The following is a 19006-nucleotide window of genomic DNA, read 5'->3' as shown; positions in this document are numbered from 1 at the left end:
GGCGCTCAGACTGCCGTGCGACGGCGCCCGCCGAAGGCCAGCGACACGTCGAGCCGCCACGGCGACTCCGACCACGGCGTCTGCACCTCGCCCACGAAGCGCAGCCGGTCGCCCGCGTGCACGGTGAGGCGCCCGCTGAGGTCGAACCGCGAGCTCAGGGCGAAGACGGCCTCCCCCTCGTCGAGCTCCAGGTCGTCGACGAAGGCGGTGTCGATGGTCGCCCCGAACCCCGCCTCGTCGAACCATACCGGGACCCTCGCGAGCAGGATCTGCGGAGCCACCGTCGCCCACTCCGCCACAGCGCCGGGCACAGCACCGGCGAGCACGCGCGCGTCGAGGCACCCGTCGGCGTCGAGGGTGGCCACCGACCTCCGGAGGTCGACGCCGAGGTCGACGCCGTCCACGCGAAACCGGTCGTCCATCCGTCCAGCGTAGGCCGCCGTCCGTTTACTTGTAGAGACAACCAATTGCTAGGATCTCGCCCATGACGGAAACCCGGTGGCTCACCTCCGACGAGCGCGAGGCGTGGGTGCGGTTCGCGGCCGTCCTGGAGCTGCTCCCGGGCGTCCTCGACTCCCAGCTGCAGCGCGACGAGCGGCTCACCCACTTCGACTACTTCGTGCTGGCGATGCTGTCCGAGGCACCCGACCGCACGCTCCGCATGACGGCGCTGGCGACCCGCACCAACGCCACGCTGCCCCGGCTCTCCCGGGTCGTGACCCGCCTCGAAGAGCAGAGGCTCGTGGCCCGCAGCCCCAGCGCCGACGACCGCCGCGCCACCGACGCCTCGCTCACGGACGCGGGCTGGCGGAAGGTCGTGCACGCCGCGCCCGGCCACGTGGCTAACGTCCGCGACTCGGTCATCGACGCCTTGACGCCCGCGCAGGTCGCGCAGCTCCGCTCCATCAGCGACGCGGTGCTCGGCCGGCTCGACCCCGACGGGAAGCTCTTCGCCTCCGGTAGTTGACTGGGCTCATGCGAACCATCGTCTACACCGAGCCCGGCGCCCCCGACGTCCTCCACCTCGTCGACCGCGACATCCCGACCCCCGGCCCCGGCGAGGTGCGCGTGCGCGTCGTCGTCTCGGCCGTCAACCCCACCGACTGGAAGTCGCGGCAGAACGGACCCGTCGAGTTCCCCGAGGTCACCCCGAACCAAGACGGAGCGGGCGTCGTCGACGCTCTCGGCGACGGCGTCTCGACCCTCGAGGTCGGCGACCGCGTCTGGACGTACCTCTCGGCTCGCAACCGACCGACCGGCACCGCGCAGGAGTACACCGTCCTCCCAGCCGAGCGGGTCGTGAAGCTCCCCGCGGGCACCAGCTTCGACGTCGGGGCGACCATGGGCGTCCCCGCGATGACCGCCCACCGCGCCCTGACCGTGCTCGAGGGCGGTCCCGACCGCCTGCACTCGGGCGCGCTCGACGGGCGGGTGGTGCTCGTCGCGGGTGGCGCCGGAGCCGTGGGCCACGCCGCCATCCAGCTCGCGCGCTGGGCGGGCGCGACCGTCATCACGACGATCTCGAGCGACGAGAAGGCCGAGCTGGCGCGACGCGCGGGCGCGCACCACGTGGTGAACTACCGCACCGAAGACACGGCCGCCGTCGTGAAGGCGATCGCCCCCGACGGCGTCGACATCGTCGTCGAGGTCTCGATCGTGCAGAACGCCGACCTCGACGCCGACGTGGTCGGGCAGCGCGCCGTCGTGTCGATGTACGCCGACGACGGCGGCGCGACCGCAGAGCTCGCGGTGCGTCCCAACATGTCGAAGAACACGCGCTACCAGTTCGTGCTGCTCTACACGATCGGCGAGACGGCCATGCGGGCTGCGGTCGAGGACGTCACCGAGGCCCTCATCGCCGGCGCGCTCCCCGTCGGCGAGGCCGCGGGGCTCCCGCTCGTCCGCTTCCCCCTCGCCGAGACGGCGGCGGCGCACCAGGCCGTCCAGGATTCCGTCACCGGGAAGGTGCTCATCGACATCGGCGACACGACCTCAGCCGGCTGACGTCCCTGCGGCGGGGCGGCGGCGGCCGAGGTGCCGGCCACGTCAGTCGCCCCCGCCGCCGCCTCCCCCGCCCCCGCCGTCTCCACCCGAGCCGCCGCCGTCGAATCCGCCGCCGCCGCCGTGCCCACCGCCGAGGTCGAACCCGCCGCCGTGACCGCCCGGATGGTGTCCGCCGCCGGAATCGCCGACGCCGACCCCGAAGGCGTAGGGCGCGTAGTCGACGTCGTTCCGGCCCACCGCAGGCTCCCGCCGCGCCACGATGATCCTGCGCACCGCCTGCGCCACGTCGGCCTCGCGGTGCACCTTCAGCCGCTCGGGGTCGATCGGCGTCACGAGCCGGCGCAGGATCCCCGCGGCGTCGCAGAACCCCACCAGCGCGCGGGTGCGCTCGTCTCCGTCGACCTCCCCCGCGAGGACGGCCTGCATCGCCGCCACGGCGCGCGTGCCGACCGCGGCGTCGCCCTCGACGACCGAGCGGCGCCGGAAGACCCCCAGCACCCTCCGCTCCCGTTCGACGAGCACGCCTCGCGCGATGAGGTCGTCGCGCACCGCGTCGCGCATGACATCGGTGTCGAAGAGGGCGAGCCAGCGGACGATCGGGTGCGGACGCGGATCGGCCACGACGAGGCCGAGCGCCCGGTCGACGGCCGGATCGCCGACGGGACGCTTGTCGAGCACGACGATGCGGTCGCGCGCGTCGCGGGCGACGCGGCGCGCGATCAGGAGGTCGGCGAGGAGCGCGCCGGCGAGGGCCGGCCCGTAGGCGTCGGTGCCGCAGAGGAGCGAGCCGGTAGCGGGGTCGCGAGCCAGCAGCGCGAAGTCGGAGGCGACGGTCATGCCGCGATCCTAGGGGGCGACGGGCGACGCGGTCCCGCGGCGAGTTAACGCACCCGTAACAGCAGAGAAACGGGGGCGTGACGCCACGCTTCCAGACTGTGAGGCACATACCTGTCGCTCGACAGGAATTCCCCTCGCGAAAGGCACGTCATGAGCTCGCCCTCTCGCTCCACCCCGCTCTCGCCCCGCACCGAGCCCGCTGCGGTCCGCACCGACTCGGCGGAGCCGAACGCGCTCGGCTACCCGCAGGACCTCCACCGCGGCGTGGGCTCCTTCGCCTCGTTCGCCGCCGGATTCTCGTTCGTCTCGATCCTCACGACCGTGTTCCAGCTGTTCGGCCTCGGCTTCTCGTTCGGCGGCGCCGCGTTCTTCTGGGCGTGGCCGGTCGTGTTCGTCGGCCAGCTGATGGTGGCCCTCAACTTCGCGCAGCTGGCGGCCTGGTGGCCGATCTCAGGCGCCATCTTCCAGTGGTCGAGCCGCCTGGCCGGGTCGGTGGTCGGCTGGTTCACCGGCTGGACGATGATCATCGGGCAGATCCTCACCGTCGCCGTCGCAGCGGTCGCCGTGCAGGCCGTGCTCCCGGCGATCTGGTCCGGCTTCCAGATCGTCGGCGGCCCGACGGCCGACTCGGCACCGCTGTCTGCGACAGGAGCGCAGAACGCCGTCGTGCTCGGCATCATCATGCTGGCGATCACGACGGCGGTGAACATCGTCTCGGTGAAGCTCATGGCGCGCGTGACGAGCGTCGGCGTCACCATCGAGATCGTCGGCGTCGTCGTGCTCGTGGCGGCGCTGTTCCTCCTGCCCGAGCGGTCGGCGAGCGTCGTCTTCACGACCGAGGGCCGCGCCCCGGGCGGCTCGTACCTCTGGGTGTGGCTGGCGTCGGCGCTGATGGCGGCCTACGTCATGGTGGGCTTCGACTCGGCGGGCGAGCTCTCGGAGGAGACGCATGCGCCCCGCCGCACGACGCCCAAGACGATCATCCGCGCCCTCACGGTCTCGGGCCTCGGCGGCGCGCTCCTGATCGTCGCGGCTCTCGTCGCGGCTCCGAGCCTGTCCGACGGCTCGCTCGTCTCCGGCGGGCTCGCCGGCGTGGTCGAGTCCCGGCTCGGAGGCGTCCTCGGACGACTGCTCCTGTGCTGCGTGGCCGTGGCGGTCTTCGCCTGCACGCTGGCGGTGCAGACGTCGGGCTCGCGCATGGTCTACTCCATGGCCCGCGAGCGGGCTCTGCCGTTCTCGGCCTTCCTCGCGAGGGTGTCTCCGCGCACGGGGACGCCGATCGCGACCTCGGTCGTCGTGGGCGTGGCCGCCGCGATCGCGCTGGCCGTCAACTCGGGCAACTCGGCCCTGTTCACGGCGCTGTCGAGCCTCTGCATCGCGATGCTCTACCTCGCCTACCTCGGCGTCACCGTGCCGCTCCTCGTGCGGCGTCTCCAGGGCTGGACGCGCGACAAGGAGGCCGGCGTCGACGAGGACGGCAGGCCGCTGTTCTCGATGGGCCGCTGGGCCATCCCGGTCAACGTCGTCGCGGTCGTCTTCCAGGTGCTCATGGTGATCAACCTCGCCTGGCCGCGAGCGGCGATCTACGACCTGACCGGGCACAGCTGGTGGCTGCAGTGGTCGGCGCTCCTGTTCATCACGGCCACGCTCCTCGTCGGCGGCGCGTACTACGCCGCGACGCACCGCCGTCACAGCGCCCTGCGGCTCGTCCCGACGACCGCCGCGATCCCCCTGGTGGAAGCCGCATGACCACCGACACGACGGCCATCGGCGCCGCGGCTCCCGGCACGGACACGGTGTGGGCCGCCCGCGAGAACGCGCGGGCTCGGGCGGAGCTGACGGCCGACTTCATGCCGTACCTCCCGGCCTCCACCTCGCCGTTCGCGCCCGAGGGCATCGATCCGAGCGACCTGACCTGGGCCGAGACAGTCGCGCCCGGCGGATACACCCACCGCGTCGTCGCCCGAGGCACGCGCATCCGCTTCGACGATCCGACGGGCGACGCGTGCGCGCACGTGCTCGTCTTCAATGCGCTCGAGCCGTGGGAGCGCCTGAACGTCGCCGACACGCAGAAGATCCCGTGGCAGGCGTACCTCGGCGAGGGGCATCCGCTTCTCTCGGGCGACGGGCGGGTGCTCGCCACGGTGACCCGCGACGGCTCGGGTCATCACGACGCGTTCTGCGGCACGTCGAGCGCGGCCTGGAACGACAGGAAGTACGGCGCCAGCGTGCCCGAGGGCCCGGCGCCGGCGGGCCGCGACCTCTTCGTGCTCGGCGCCGCGAAGCACGGCCTGACGCCGCGCGACCTGCCGCCGTCGGTCTCGTTCTTCCAGGGCGCCCGCGTCGACGAGCAGGGCGACGTGCACTTCGACGGGAGCGCAGGAGTGGGCGCCTTCGTCGAGCTGACCGCCGAGCTCCCGCTGATCCTGCTCGTGGCCAACGTGCCGCACCCCCTCGACCCGCGGGAGTCGTACACGGTGGGCCCGCTGCGGGTCCACGCGTGGCGAGGCTCCCCCACCGGTCCGGGCGATGCGGCGTGGAGCGCCAGCCCGGAGCGCACCCGCGCCTACCTCAACACCGCCGACTACTGGGAGGCACGCCGACCGTGACCCTGTTCGCCACCACCACCGGAACCCTGGAGTCGACCGTCCCGGTCGGCGCCTCGATGGCCGACGGGTCGCCGCTCGACTGGTCCGGCCCGCTGTCCGCCGGAGCAGTCGTCCTCGACGCTCGGATCGCACCCCGCGCCTCGTGGTCGGGAATCGTCGCCTCAGGCGACGTCCTCACCATCGTCGACGTCGGCGGCAACCAGTCGGCCGACTGCCTGATCTTCGACGCGCTCGACCACGGCCGGCGCTACAGCGTGCCCGACACGATCGCCTGGCAGGGCAACGCCTACGTGCGGGAGGGCACCGTGCTGCGCTCCGGCGAGGGCGAGCCGCTGATGACGGTGACGGCGAACGAGATCGACCGCCAGGACACCATCGGGGGCGCCTGCTCCAAGGAGTCGAACACGCTCCGCTACGGCTACCACACGCACTTCCAGCACGGCTGCCGCGAGAACTTCCTGGCGGAGGGCGCCAAGCACGGCCTCGGCGCCCGCGACCTGGTGTCGAACCTGAACTGGTTCATGAACGTCCCCGTCGAGCAGGACGGCACCCTCGGCATCGTCGACGGGATCAGCGCGCCGGGCCGCCGCGTCGCGGTCCGCGCCGAGCGCGACGTCCTCGTGGTCATCTCGAACTGCCCGCAGATGAACAACCCCTGCAACGACTTCAACCCGACTCCGCTCCGGATGATCGTCACGTCCGGCGGGGCCGCGCTGTGAGCGCCCGCTTCGACACCGTCCTGATCGCCAACCGCGGCGAGATCGCCCGGCGCGTCATCCGTTCCGCGCACGACCTCGGCCTGAAGGCCGTCGCCGTGTTCTCCGAGGCCGACCGGGCCGCCCCCCACGTCCGCGAGGCCGACGAGCGCGTGCTGCTCGGACCGGCGCCGGCCCGAGAGTCGTACCTGCGGATCGACGCGATCCTCGAGGCGGCGGAGCGCACCGGCGCGGGCGCCGTCCACCCGGGCTACGGGTTCCTCTCGGAGAACGTCGAGTTCGCCCGCGCCGTCGAGGGCGCGGGGCTGGCCTTCGTCGGCCCGACGCCCGAGCAGATCGTGTCGTTCGGGGCGAAGCACACCGCCAGGGCTCTGGCCGGCCAGGCCGGCGTGCCGATGCTGGCCGGGACGGGCCTGCTCGCAAGCGCCGACGAGGCGGTCGCCGAGGCGCTCCGCATCGGGCTGCCCGTCATGCTCAAGGCGACCGGCGGCGGCGGCGGGATCGGCATGCAGGCCTGCGCGACCGTCGACGAGGTGCGGGAGGCCTACCTCGGCGTGGCGCGGCTCGCCGAGAAGAACTTCGGCTCGGCCGGAGTCTTCCTCGAGCGCCTCGTGCGCCCCGCCCGGCACGTCGAGGTCCAGCTGTTCGGCGACGGCGAGGGCCGTGTCGCCGTGTTCGGCGATCGCGACTGCTCCCTCCAGCGCCGCAACCAGAAGGTCATCGAGGAGGCCCCGGCACCGGCCCTGCCAGGCCACGTGCGCGAGCTGCTGCACTCGTCGGCGCGATCGCTGGCCGAGAGCGTGGGGTACCGCTCTGCGGGCACGGTGGAGTTCGTCTACGACCCGGTCCGCGAGGAGGCGTCCTTCCTGGAGGTCAACACCCGGCTGCAGGTCGAGCACCCGGTGACCGAGGAGGTCTACGGGGTCGACCTCGTCGCCCTCATGCTCCGACTCGCGCGCGACGGCTCCGCCGGCATCGACGACGCAGTGTTCGACGCCGCCGCCGAAGCGCGTGGACATGCCGTCGAGGCGCGCGTCTACGCGGAGGACCCGGCGAAGCAGAGCCGCCCGAGCTCGGGCCTCGTCACCCGCGCGGCCTTTCCGGGAGACGGCTCCCCCGCTCTCGACGGAGTCCGCGTCGACGGCTGGATCGAGACCGGGCTCGAGGTGTCGCCCTTCTACGACCCGATGCTCGCGAAGGTCATCGCGTCGGCGCCGAGCCGCGACGGCGCGCTCGACCTGCTGCGCGAGGGCCTCGAGTCGTCTCGCGTCGATGGCGTGGTGACCAATCTCGCGTTCCTGCGCTCCCTCACCGACGACGTCGAGCTGCGCGGTGCCGTGCACTCGACCTCGACGCTCGACGAGACGCACGACCCGGACGCCCGCATCGACGTCGTCTCGCCCGGTCTTCAGACGACGGTGCAGGATCTCCCCGGCCGCGTCGGCTACTGGCAGGTCGGGGTGCCTCCGTCGGGTCCCTTCGACCCGGTGTCGTTCGCCGAGGCGAACCTCGCGGTCGGCAACCCGGAGGGCGCGCCGGCGCTCGAGGTGACCGCCACCGGACCCACGCTGACCTTCTCGACGCCGAGCGTCGTCGCCGTCACCGGGGCGCCCGCGACGATCGAGGTCGACGGCGTTCCCGTGGCGCAGTGGGAGCCGTTCGACGTCGGAGCCGGGCAGACCGTGTCGGTCGGCACGGCCGCGGGGCCCGGCCTCCGTCTCTACCTGGCGGTCCGGGGCGGCATCGACGTGCCGCCGTACCTCGGCAGCGCCTCCACGTTCACCCTCGGCGGCTTCGGCGGCCACGCGGGGCGAGCACTGCTCGCCGGCGACGTCCTGCGCACGGGCTCGCCCGACTCCGAGGCCGACCACCCGGCCATCGTCGGCGACGAGCGGCTGACGCGGATCCCGGGGCCGACCCCCGCGCACCGTCGGCCCGCGCTCACGTCGAGCTGGCAGATCGGCGTCACGGAGGGGCCGCACGCGGCGCCCGACTTCTTCACGCGCGCCGACCTCGACGCCTTCTACGCGACCGACTACGGCGTGCACCACAACTCGGCGCGCACGGGGGTGCGCCTCATCGGGCCCCGCCCCGGCTGGGCCCGCGAGGACGGCGGCGAGGCCGGACTGCACCCGTCGAACATCCACGACACCGCCTACGCCGTCGGCGCCGTCGACTTCACGGGAGACACGCCGATCATCCTGGGCCCCGACGGGCCGAGCCTCGGCGGCTTCGTCTGCCCTGCCGTCGTCGCGAGCGGCGAGCTGTGGAAGGTCGGCCAGCTCCGCCCGGGCGACACCGTCCGGTTCGTGCCGGTGAGAGAAGGCGACGCCGCGGCGCTCGTCGACCACCGGGCCTCGCTCACCCTGCTGACCTCCGGCGGCGACGGCGACGACGGGGTGCTCGCACGGCGCGACGCGTCGGCCGATGGGCCGAGCGTCACCTACCGACGCGACGGCGACGACAACGTGCTGGTCGAGTACGGCGACATGACGCTCGACATCGGTCTCAGGATGCGCGTGCACGCTCTCCAGGAGCGGCTGGCGGAGGCCGGGGTGGCCGGCGTCGTCGACGTCACCCCCGGTATCCGGTCGCTGCAGGTCCACACGGACGCCCGCACGCTGAGGGCCTCCGACATGGCGAGGATCCTGCAGGAGCTCGAGACGGAGATCCCGCCGACCGGCGAGCTCGTGGTTCCGTCGCGCACCGTGCGGCTGCCCCTGTCGTGGGACGACCCGGCGACGCGCCTCGCGATCGAGCGCTACATGGCCGGCGTCCGGAGCGACGCCCCGTGGACCCCGTGGAACATCGAGTTCATCCGCCGCATCAACGGCCTCGAGACGGTCGACGACGTGTTCCGCACCGTCTTCGACGCCAGCTACCTCGTGCTCGGCCTCGGCGACGTGTACCTCGGCGCGCCGGTCGCGACGCCGCTCGATCCACGGCACCGGCTCGTCACCACGAAGTACAACCCGGCCCGCACCTGGACCGCCGAGAACTCCGTCGGCATCGGCGGGGCGTACCTCTGCATCTACGGCATGGAGGGCCCGGGCGGCTACCAGTTCATCGGGCGCACCACGCAGATCTGGAACCGGTTCCGCAAGGGCGGCCTGTTCCAGGACGACCCCTGGGCGCTCCGCTTCTTCGACCGCATCGAGTGGTACCCCGTCTCGGCCGACGAGCTCCTCGAGCTCCGCGCCGAGACGGACGCCGGGCGCGGTGTCGTCGACACGACCGACGGCGAGTTCTCGATCGCGTCGTACCAGCGGTTCCTCGACGACAACGCCGGGTCGATCGCCGACTTCCGTGCCGTGCAGGCGGCGGCGTTCGACGCCGAGAAGGAGCGCTGGCGGGTCTCTGGCGAGTTCGACGTGCGCGACGAGCCGCCCGTTCCCGCGACCGACGAGGTCGTCCTGCCCGAGGGAGCGACGGGGGTGTCGGCGCCCTTCCTGTCGACGATCTGGCAGGTGAACGTCGAGAAGGGGGCGATCGTCGAGAAGGGCGACCGCATCCTGGCCGTGGAGGCGATGAAGATGGAGTCGGTGATCGAAGCACCCGTGTCGGGGCGGATCCTCGAGGTGTACGCGAGCACCGGCGATCAGGTGTCGCCCGGCCAGGTGCTGGTGTCCATCGAGCACGGCTCGAACGGAGCCGCGTCGTGAGCGCCGTCGCGCGCGTCGAGGCGGCGTTCGCCCGGATCGCCGAGGCCGACCGGCCCGAGGTCTTCATCAGCCTGCGCTCTCTCGACGAGGCCCTGGTCGAGGCCCGCGCACTCGACGAGCGGGCGTCGGCCGGCGAGCATCTTCCCCTCCACGGCCTGGTCGCCGCGGTCAAGGACAACATCGACGTCGCGGGGCTGCCGACGACAGCGGGCGCCGCCGCCTACTCGTACGAGCCCTCGCAGGATTCGACGGCCGTCGCCCGGCTCCGCGCCCTGGGCGCGCTCGTCCTCGGCAAGACCAACCTCGACCAGTTCGCGACCGGCCTCGTCGGCACGCGGAGCCCCTACGGCGCCGTCCGCAACGCGTGGGATGCCTCGCGCATCTCGGGCGGCTCCTCGTCGGGATCGGCCGTGGCCGTGGCGCTCGGCATCGTCGACCTGGCGTTCGGCACCGACACGGCAGGATCAGGCCGGGTCCCCGCCGCGCTCAACGGGATCGTCGGCGTGAAGGCCACTCGCGGCCTCCTCCCGACCACAGGCTCCGTGCCGGCGTGCCGCTCGATCGACTGCATCACGGTGTTCGCCCGCGACCTGGGGCTCGCCCGGACGGCCGTCGAGCTGCTCTCCGGCACCGACGGCCTCGACCCGCTGTCCCGCGACGACCGGCCGACCGAGATCGTCCTGCCGGCCCGCCCCCGCGTCGCCGTCCCCGCGCCCGTGCACCTCGACGGGCTCGCCCCCGGCTGGGCAGACGCCTTCGCGCGCAGCGTCGCGGCCCTCGCGGCCACCGGCGTGGACATCGTCGAGGTCGACATCGCCCCGCTCCTCGAAGCGGCGACCCTCCTGTACGGCGGAGCCTTCGTCGCCGAGCGCTACGCCGCGGTCGGCGACTTCGTCGACGGGCACCGCGACCTCATCGGAACCGACCTCGACCCGACCGTCGCGTCCATCGTGCTGGCGGGTGCAGAGCCGAGCGCCGTCGACCTCTTCCGCGACCGGGAGACGCTGGAGAGGCTCGGCCAGACGGGGCTCGCCGCCCTCGACGGCTGCGATGCGCTCCTCACCCCGACGACGACCTGGCATCCGACCCTCGCCGAGGTGGCCGCCGACCCGGTCGGCGCCAACTCGCGCATGGGGCGCTTCACGAACTTCGCCAACCTGCTCGACCTCGCGTCTCTGGCGGTGCCCGCCGGCTTCGTCGACGGACTCCCCTTCGGCGTGATGCTGACCGGGCCCGCGTTCTCGGATCGCGCGCTTGCGGGGCTGGCCACGCGCATCCTGCACCCCCGCATCGACCTGCTCGTCGTCGGGGCGCACCTGCGCGGGCAGCCGCTCGAGCGGCAGCTCGTCGTCGCCGGAGGGACGTTCTCGCGAGCCGTCCGGACCGCCGCCTCGTACCGTCTCCACGCGCTGGCCACCACGCCGCCGAAACCCGGACTCGTGGCCGTCTCGGCGGGCGGCGCGCCTATCGCCGGCGAGGTCTGGTCGCTGCCGGCGGCGGGATTCGCGACGTTCGTCGACGCGCTGCCCGCGCCCATGACGATCGGAGCCGTGGCGCTCGAGGACGGCGCCGTCGTGCGCGGCTTCCTCTGCGAGCCGGCCGCCCTCGACGGCGCTCGCGACATCACGCGCTTCGGCGGGTGGAGGACTTATCTGGCGGACGCAGCCCTCGTCGAGTCCGCCCAGTCGGCGTCGGCAGAATAGGTCGCATGAGCACACGTCCCGCCAAGGTCGGCCGCCCGCGCGCCGTCTCGGACGCGGCGCCCGAGACCTCGGCCCGCGACCAGATCCTGACAGCAGCCGCCGCCCTGTTCGTCGACCAGGGCTTCGGCCAGACCTCGACCCGCGCGATCGCCGAGGCCGTCGGGATCCGCCAGGCATCGCTCTACTACCACTTCGCGGGCAAGGACGAGATCCTCGTCGAGCTGCTCGAGACCTCGGTCCGGCCCAGCGTCGACGTGGCCGAGCGGTTCGCTGCGGATGTCGGCGACGACGCCACCCGGGCGGCGGCCACGCTCTTCGCGTTGGCTCACGTGGACGTCGGCACGCTCTCGTCGACTCCGCACAACATCGGCACGCTCTACCTCCTCCCGGAGGTGCAGGATGCCCGCTACGACGAGTTCCGCGGCGAGCGCGATCGTCTGCAAGGCGTCTACGGGAGGCTCGGCGCCCTGGCCTCGCCTCTCGCGATCCCGGAGCCTCTGATCGGCTCGCTCCTCATCCAGATGGTCGAGGTCGTGATCCAGCTCCGCCGTCAGGGGGTGGCACCGGAGTCGATCGACCGCCGCGCGATCGCTGCGTCGTGCCTGCGGATGCTGGGCCTCGGCGACGACGACGTCCGCGCTGCCGCGTCGGCGGGCGCCCTCCTCCTGCCCCGCCCCTGACGCGCCGGACCGCGACGACGACCGCCATTCGGCCGGTCGCGGAACGAGCCCGCCCTCCGGCTTCCCTCTGGAGCCACTTCACGTCCGCGTGAATTCACGCCCAGGGAAAGCCTCCCGAGTGACTTTCCCTGGGCGTGAATTCACGCGCAGGCAAAGCGGCTGGAAACGGGAACCCGGTTGCCAGCGCGGGGCGGTCAGGTGATGATCGCGGCGGTCGAGCCGGCGTTCGCTCCCGAGGTCGACGAGGCGCGGTGCTGCTCGATCGACGAGCGGACGGCGCGGGCGACGTCGGCGTCGCGGAACGGCTTCAGCACGTGGCGGTCGACGGGGCCTGCCACGCGGCGGAGCACGCCGGTCGCGTCGCAGATGCCGATCAGCGCCTGCGCGCTCTCGTCGGCCTTGACCTCGCCGGCGAGCACGACGCGGATCGTCTCGAACGCGGTGCGACCCGCCTCGCCCGTGGTCGCCGGGTAGCGCTTCGAGGGGAAGATGCCGAGCACGCGCTTCTCCTGCAGCGACACGTCGCCGCGACGTAGGAGCAGCCCGATGACGTCGTCCTGCACCTCACGGCGCTCGAAGCGCGACACCCACCGCGCCACGGAGCGGTGCTTCGGGTCGGCCTGGACAGCGGCGAGCGCCCTGTCGAGCACGGCGTCGCCGAGCGGCCGGGGGTCCATCAGCTGGAGCTTGCCGCGGTCGTCCCACGAGATCCGGCGCTCGATGAGCAGGTCGGCGACGACGGCTCCGGCCACCCCCGCGGCATAGGCGATCTGGTCGACCAGGAGCTTGCCGGTCTGCGGATCGCGGGCGAGCAGTGCGAAGTCGGTCGTCGTCCCCATGGGGCGAGCCTAGGGGACGGTGCGTATTGCGCCGGGTGAAACGTCGCCGTCACAGAGCGGACTGCGGCGTAATCGAGCTTTAACTGGCACGACGCCGGCGGCTGTCGCGCCGCCCACACACTGAGTCTGTCCCCGTCAGACCGACAAACGAGGTGCTCATGTTCCATCTGTCCTGGTTCCTTCAGACCGGTTTCGGCGCCTACGGCTGGAATCAGCAGTGGTCGGGAAACATGGCGAAGGACGTCGCCAACCCGCAGCTGTTCATCGACATCGCGACGAGCCTCGAGCGGGCCGGCTTCGACTACATGATGCTGGAGGACTCCAGCGTCATCCCGGACGTCTTTCAGGGAACGATGGAGTCGTCGCTGAAAGGCGGGACGGTCCGCATGGACCCGATGCCGCTGGTGCCGCTGCTGGCGCAGCACACGAAGCACCTCGGCATCATCGCCACGGCCGCCACGACGTTCTACCCGCCGTTCCTCGCGGCGCGGCTGTTCTCGACGCTCGATCACCTGACTGATGGCCGCTTCGGCGCCAACCTCGTCACGGCGAGCCCGCACGCGGCGGCCCAGAACTACGGCTACGAGAAGCACTTCGAGCACGACCTCCGCTACCGAATGGCTGACGAGTGGGTCGCCGCGGTGAAGGCGCTGTGGGACACCTGGGAGCCCGGCGCCCTCACCCTGAACGAGGAGACCGGCGTGTTCGCCGACCACACCAAAGTGCACCGCGCGGACTTCGAAGGCGAGTTCTACAAGACCCGCGGACCCCTGAACACGGTGCCGTCGCCGCAGGGCCATCCCGTGTTCTGCCAGGCCGGCGGCAGCCCGGCGGGCATGGACTTCGGCGCGAAGAACGCCGACACGATGATCGCGACAGCTCCCGGCGTGGAGGCGATGAAGGCGTACCGCGAGAACATCTCCGAGCGGATGCGGAAGTTCGGCCGCGATCCCGAGGACGCCAAGGTGCTCTTCCTCGTCGAGCCAGTGCTCGGCGACACCGACGCCGAGGCCCAGGCGAAGAAGGACCGCGCCGACGCCGCCTTCTACGCCAACCCGAACGGCGCCCTCGCCGGGCTCTCGTACACGTCGGGGATCGACTTCTCGCAGTTCGACCTCGACGCGCCCCTCCCCGACATCACGGGCAGGCACAACGGCCACCAGAGCGTGATCGAGACGTTCTACGAACAGGCCGCCGGCAAGACCCTCCGCGACGCGCTCTACGACACCCGCAGCGTCACGCACTCGATCGAGCTCGTCGGCTCGCCCGAGACGGTGGCCGACCAGATGGAGGAGGCGATGGACTTCGTCGGCGGTGACGGGTTCCTCGTGGCCCTCCCCGTCACCCGCAAGAACATCACCGAGGTGTGCGACGGGCTCGCGCCCGTGCTCCGTCGGCGGGGCCTGATCCGCGACGGCTACGAGTACGGCACCTTCCGCGAGAACCTCCTCGCCTTCTAGACCCTTCCCTCGCGGAAGACCGCACGGCACCACCGCAGCACCGTTCCCTCCCTGCTCCATGTCCGCACCCACCCGCCACATGAACTGGAACGAATCCCCATGAAACGACCTCTCCATCTCACACGCGCGATCGCCGTGGCCGTCGCCGCGACGCTCGCGCTCGCCGGCTGCGCCTCGGGCGGCTCGTCGTCCGCCGGCGGCGGCCTGACCTCGATCGTCGAGGCAGTTCCTGCGTATCCGACCTCGTTCTCGTTCGACGGGCTCGGCTCCGACGCCGTCGAGCTGCTGCAGCAGACGAACGCGACGCTGATCCGGAACCCGTACGTCGAGTCGAACGACAAGACCGCCAACACGCAGGACTGGTACCACTGGGAGGGCGTGCTCGCGAAGAGCTACGACGTGTCGTCGGACGGCCTCGTGTACACGTTCCACCTCCGCACCGGCGTGAAGAGCCAGGCGGGCAACCCGCTCACGGCCGACGACGTCATCTACTCGTTCGAGCGCAAGTGGGGGGCCGCGACCGGGATCACCTCGTCGATCGCCCTGCCCGAGCTGACCGACCCGGCCAAGCAGATCAAGAAGGTCGACGACCACACGGTCACGTTCACCGTGGCGAAGAAGGGCTACGGCTTCCCTCTGCTCGCCCTGATCTCGAAGATCTCGGGCCACATCTACGACTCCAAGCTGCTCAAGGAGCACGCCACCAAGGCCGACCCGTACGCGGTGAAGTGGTCGAGCGAGAACGGCAACTACGGCTTCGGCGCGTACGACATCGACTCCTTCAAGGACGGCGAGCAGATCGTGCTCAAGGCGAACCCGAACTACCCGCTCGGCGAGGTCGCGATCAAGCAGATCACGATGAAGGTCGTCGGCGACGCCGCGAACCGCGCGGTGCTGCTGAAGAACGGCGACGTGCAGGGCGCGACCCAGCTCCGCCCGGCCGACGTGGCCGACCTCTCGAAGGACTCCGGGGTGTCGACGTTCACCGCCGAGACGAACAACTTCCTCTGGGCGCTCCTCAACACCACCAAGGCGCCGCTCGACGACGTGGAGGTGCGCCAGGCGCTGTTCTACGCCGTGCCCTACGAGCAGATCATGAAAGAGGTCTACAAAGACCGCGCCGACCCGGCGGTGGCACTGCTCGACCAGGACAGCCCCGGCTACGACGGCGACGGGCTCCTCGATCAGAGCTACCAGCCTGAGAAGTCGCTCGAGCTGCTGAAGAAGGCGGGCATCACCACTCCGGTGACCGTCAACCTGCTGATGTCGAACTCGCAGCCCGACCTGCAGGAGGCCGCCGTGCAGATGCAGTCCTACGGCGAGGCCGCCGGCTTCAAGTTCACGATCGACGTGGTCCCGACCGCGACTGTCTCGGCGAAGACCACAGCGAAGAACTACGACGTCGAGCTGCTGCGCGACATGTCGATCTCGTACGAGTCGATGCCGTACTCGCTGCTGCTGGCGTTCCCTGAGAACAACCCGCAGCGCTCCACGACCGGCTGGGCTCCTGCGAACTACTACGCCGCCGTCAACAAGGGCATCGACGCGGGCGACTCGCTCAGCGATGAAGCCGGAAAGTACTGGAACGAAGCGCAGCAGATCTGGCAGGCGGGCCGACCCATGATCCAGATCACCCGCGTCGACCCGCTGAACGCGATGTCGAGCAAGCTGACCGGCTTCGCCCAGCGCTCCGACAACATCATCGACTGGTCGGTCGTCAAGCCGAAGTCGTAGCACCACCCCGGCGGGCGGCCTCTTCCGGGGCCGCCCGCCTTCCCTCCCCACCCCAAAGAAAGACGGCACGCAAATGTTCCACATGTCATGGTTCCTCGGTCTCGGTTTCGGCGCTTACGGCTGGAACCAGCAGTGGTCGGGCAACGTCGCCAAAGACGTCGCCAACCCGCAGCTGTTCATCGACATGGCCACCAGCCTCGAGCGGGCCGGCTTCGACTACATGATGCTGGAGGACTCGAGCGTCATCCCCGACGTCTTCCAGGGCACCATGGAGTCGGCGCTGCGCTCCGGCGTCATTCGCATGGACCCGATGCCGCTGGTGCCGCTGCTGGCCCAGCACACCAAGCACCTCGGCATCATCGCCACGGCCGCCACGACGTTCTACCCGCCGTTCCTCGCCGCCCGCCTGTTCTCGACGCTCGACCACCTCACGGACGGCCGTGTCGGGATGAACCTGGTCACTGCCAGCCCCCACGCGGCGGCGCAGAACTACGGCTACGAGAAGCACTTCGAGCACGACCTCCGGTACAAGATGGCCGACGAATGGGTGCAGGCGGTGAAGTCGCTCTGGGACACCTGGGAACCCGGCGCCCTCACCCTCAACGAGGAGACCGGCGTCTTCGCCGACCACACCAAGGTGCACCGCGCCGACTTCGAGGGAGAGTTCTACAAGACCCGCGGCCCGCTCAACACCGTGCCCGGGCCGCAGGGCCACCCCGTCATCTGCCAGGCCGGAGGCTCCCCCGCCGGCAAGGACTTCGGGGCGAAGAACGCCGACACGATCATCGCGTCGCTCGCCGAGAACCCGGGCGCTGCCAACATGAAGGCGTACCGGGAGGACATCTCCGAGCGGATGATCGGATTCGGCCGAGACCCGAAGGATGCCAAGGTGCTCTTTCTGATCGACCCGATCCTCGCCGACACCGACCGCGACGCGAGAGACAAGCAGGAGCGCATCCAGAAGGCGATGTCGGAGAACACCAACGGGCTGCTGTCGATGTTCTCGTACTTCTCAGGCCTCGACTTCTCGAAGCTCGACCTCGACGCCCCGCTGCCCGACCTCGAGGGCCAGCACAACGGCCACCAGAGCCTCATGCACGACTTCATGAAGAAGGCCGAGGGCAAGACCCTCCGCGAGGCTCTCACCGCCCGCGCCATGCACTCCGGCTCGGTCGAGCTCGTCGGGTCGCCCGACACCGTGGCCGCGAAGATGGGCGAGGTCATGGAGGAGGTCGGCGGCGACGGGTTCCTCGTCGCGAGCGCCGTCACCCGCAAGAACATCACCGAGGTGTGCGACGGCCTGGCGCCCGCGCTCCGCCGCCGCGGCCTGATCCGCGACGGCTACGAGCACGCCACCTTCCGCGAGAACCTGCTGGCCTTCTGATGTTCCACATGGGCTGGTTCGTCGGGCAGGGGGTCTCTGCCAGCGGCTGGACCGACTTCTGGGCCGGCGACCGCATGACCGACTGGGTGAAGCCCGACCTGCTGATGGACCTCGCCCGCTCGATGGAGCGCGCCGGCTTCGACTACATGATGCTCGAGGACGCCTCGCTCATTCCCGACGTGTACCAGGGGTCGACCGAGACGTACCTGAAGTACGGCATCAGCTCGCCGAAGAACGACCCGGTCACGCTCGTGCCCCTGCTCGGGCACGTGACCAGCCGCCTCGGCATCATCGCCACCGTGACGACGACGTTCTACCACCCGTTCATGGCGGCGCGGCTCTTCGCGTCGCTCGACCACCTCACGAACGGCCGCGTCGGCGCGAACCTCGTCACCGCGCACAACGCTCGCGGCGCGCAGAACTATGGTCGCCCGGCGATGCCCGAGCACGACACCCGCTACCGGATGGCGCGCGAGTGGATCGACATCGCCGGGCAGCTGTGGGACTCGTGGGAGGAGGGTGCCGTGGTCAACGACCTCGCCGAACCACGCCTCGTCGACCACACGAAGGTGCACCCGATCGACTACGAGGGCGAGTTCTTCTCGTCGCGCGGGCCACTCAACACGATCCCCGGCCCTCAGCGGCGCCCGGTGATCTGCCAGGCCGGCGGCTCCCCCGCCGGCAAGGCGTTCGCGGCCGAGGTCGCCGACACGATCATCGCCGGCGGCAAGAGCCCGGCTGCGATGAAGGCGTACCGCGACGACATCTCCGCGCTGATGACCGGATTCGGCCGGAAGCCGACCGACTGCAAGGTGCTCATGACAGCCACGCCGATCCTGGGCGAGACGAACGAGGAGGCGAAGGCGAAGCAGAAGCGCCTCCTCGCGCAGAACACCGAGCGGATCGACTACCTGCTCGCCGGCCTCTCGTACACGACGGCGATCGACATGGCGAGGTTCGACCTCGACGCGCCGATCCCCGACGACCTCGAGACCGACGGCGCGCAGAGCATTCTCGCCGACCTCAAGCGCGTCGCGAACGGCCGCACCCTCCGCGAGGTCGTGACCGGCCCTCGGGAGTCCGACTCCGACGACTTCGTCGGCACGCCCGACAAGGTCGCCAGCGTCATGGGCGACATCATCGACGAGACCGGCGGCGACGGCTACCTGCTCGGCAACCAGGTGGAGCGCCGCACCATCGGCGAGATCACCGACGGCCTCATGCCCGCGCTGCGGCGGCGCGGGCTCGTGCGCGACCACTACGAGCACGAACACCTGCGCGACAACCTGCTCGCGTTCTAGAGGCCTTGACAACACCGAGGGGCGCAGGAACTCGCAGTTCCTGCGCCCCCTGCGTCTTTCGGGCGGACGCTCCGGGT

15 protein-coding genes are annotated in these 19006 nt (G+C 71.2%); 12 read left to right on the top strand and 3 right to left on the bottom strand.

Annotated elements, in window-relative coordinates; all coding sequences use genetic code 11:
- Positions 1-5: 5 nt before the first annotated feature.
- Positions 6-422 carry a hypothetical protein gene (locus AC3CBB_RS04085; RefSeq protein WP_488626105.1) on the bottom strand — a complete coding sequence of 139 codons (417 nt, stop codon included), beginning with the start codon at positions 420-422 and terminating at the stop codon, positions 6-8.
- Between the two features lie 62 nt (positions 423-484).
- On the opposite strand from AC3CBB_RS04085, the gene AC3CBB_RS04080 reads away from it, so the two are divergent.
- Positions 485-967 carry a MarR family winged helix-turn-helix transcriptional regulator gene (locus tag AC3CBB_RS04080; RefSeq protein WP_488626104.1) on the top strand — a complete coding sequence of 161 codons (483 nt, stop codon included), beginning with the start codon at positions 485-487 and terminating at the stop codon, positions 965-967.
- Positions 968-975: 8 nt separating this feature from the next.
- A complete protein-coding gene (locus tag AC3CBB_RS04075; protein ID WP_488626103.1) occupies positions 976-2004 on the top strand; it encodes an NADPH:quinone reductase in 1029 nt (342 codons plus the stop codon).
- Positions 2005-2046: 42 nt separating this feature from the next.
- Here the strand turns inward: AC3CBB_RS04075 and AC3CBB_RS04070 are convergent, their stop codons facing one another.
- The gene (locus AC3CBB_RS04070; RefSeq protein WP_488626102.1) at positions 2047-2841 is read right to left on the bottom strand and encodes a GOLPH3/VPS74 family protein; all 795 of its coding nucleotides are present in this window, start codon (positions 2839-2841) and stop codon (positions 2047-2049) included.
- A 150-nt stretch (positions 2842-2991) separates the two neighbouring features.
- Here AC3CBB_RS04070 and AC3CBB_RS04065 point away from each other — a divergent pair, with 150 nt between their 5' ends.
- Genes AC3CBB_RS04065 through AC3CBB_RS04040 form a run of 6 tightly spaced genes read left to right on the top strand, consistent with a single transcriptional unit; the run spans position 2992 to position 12211 of the window.
- On the top strand, positions 2992-4590 hold the full coding sequence (locus tag AC3CBB_RS04065) for an APC family permease (RefSeq protein ID WP_488626101.1): 1599 nt from the start codon (positions 2992-2994) through the stop codon (positions 4588-4590).
- Positions 4587-5450, top strand: coding sequence for an urea amidolyase associated protein UAAP1 (locus AC3CBB_RS04060; protein WP_488626100.1), 864 nt, complete (start codon positions 4587-4589; stop codon positions 5448-5450). Before AC3CBB_RS04065 ends, AC3CBB_RS04060 begins: the two co-directional genes overlap by 4 nt.
- A gap of 56 nt (positions 5451-5506) precedes the next feature.
- Positions 5507-6169, top strand: a complete 663-nt coding sequence (locus AC3CBB_RS04055; protein WP_488626709.1) for an urea amidolyase associated protein UAAP2 — start codon at positions 5507-5509, stop codon at positions 6167-6169.
- Entirely contained in the window at positions 6166-9828 is a 3663-nt protein-coding gene (gene uca, locus AC3CBB_RS04050; RefSeq protein WP_488626099.1) for an urea carboxylase, read from the top strand. Before AC3CBB_RS04055 ends, uca begins: the two co-directional genes overlap by 4 nt.
- Positions 9825-11531 (top strand): allophanate hydrolase, encoded by a 1707-nt coding sequence (atzF, locus tag AC3CBB_RS04045; RefSeq protein WP_488626098.1) that lies wholly within the window; start codon positions 9825-9827, stop codon positions 11529-11531. The genes uca and atzF overlap by 4 nt, the downstream gene beginning before the upstream one ends.
- A gap of 5 nt (positions 11532-11536) precedes the next feature.
- The gene (locus tag AC3CBB_RS04040) at positions 11537-12211 is read left to right on the top strand and encodes a TetR/AcrR family transcriptional regulator (RefSeq protein WP_488626097.1); all 675 of its coding nucleotides are present in this window, start codon (positions 11537-11539) and stop codon (positions 12209-12211) included.
- 194 nt (positions 12212-12405) lie between these two features.
- On the opposite strand, the gene AC3CBB_RS04035 is transcribed toward AC3CBB_RS04040, so the two are convergent.
- Complete coding sequence (locus AC3CBB_RS04035; protein ID WP_488626096.1) at positions 12406-13050, bottom strand: GOLPH3/VPS74 family protein; 645 nt, start codon at positions 13048-13050, stop codon at positions 12406-12408.
- Positions 13051-13208: 158 nt separating this feature from the next.
- Between AC3CBB_RS04035 and AC3CBB_RS04030 the strand changes: the two genes are divergently transcribed.
- From AC3CBB_RS04030 to AC3CBB_RS04015, 4 genes are all read left to right on the top strand, one after another.
- Positions 13209-14510, top strand: a complete 1302-nt coding sequence (locus tag AC3CBB_RS04030; protein ID WP_488626095.1) for an NtaA/DmoA family FMN-dependent monooxygenase — start codon at positions 13209-13211, stop codon at positions 14508-14510.
- 99 nt (positions 14511-14609) lie between these two features.
- A complete protein-coding gene (locus AC3CBB_RS04025) occupies positions 14610-16244 on the top strand; it encodes an ABC transporter substrate-binding protein (RefSeq protein WP_488626094.1) in 1635 nt (544 codons plus the stop codon).
- Positions 16245-16317: 73 nt separating this feature from the next.
- On the top strand, positions 16318-17628 hold the full coding sequence (locus AC3CBB_RS04020; protein ID WP_488626093.1) for an NtaA/DmoA family FMN-dependent monooxygenase: 1311 nt from the start codon (positions 16318-16320) through the stop codon (positions 17626-17628).
- Positions 17628-18929, top strand: a complete 1302-nt coding sequence (locus AC3CBB_RS04015) for an NtaA/DmoA family FMN-dependent monooxygenase (protein ID WP_488626092.1) — start codon at positions 17628-17630, stop codon at positions 18927-18929. The genes AC3CBB_RS04020 and AC3CBB_RS04015 overlap by 1 nt, the downstream gene beginning before the upstream one ends.
- The last annotated feature ends 77 nt before the right edge of the window (positions 18930-19006 follow it).

It is taken from the genome of Frondihabitans sp. OV104 (assembly GCF_057787745.1).
This window is presented reverse-complemented; position numbering and strand designations above follow the sequence as displayed.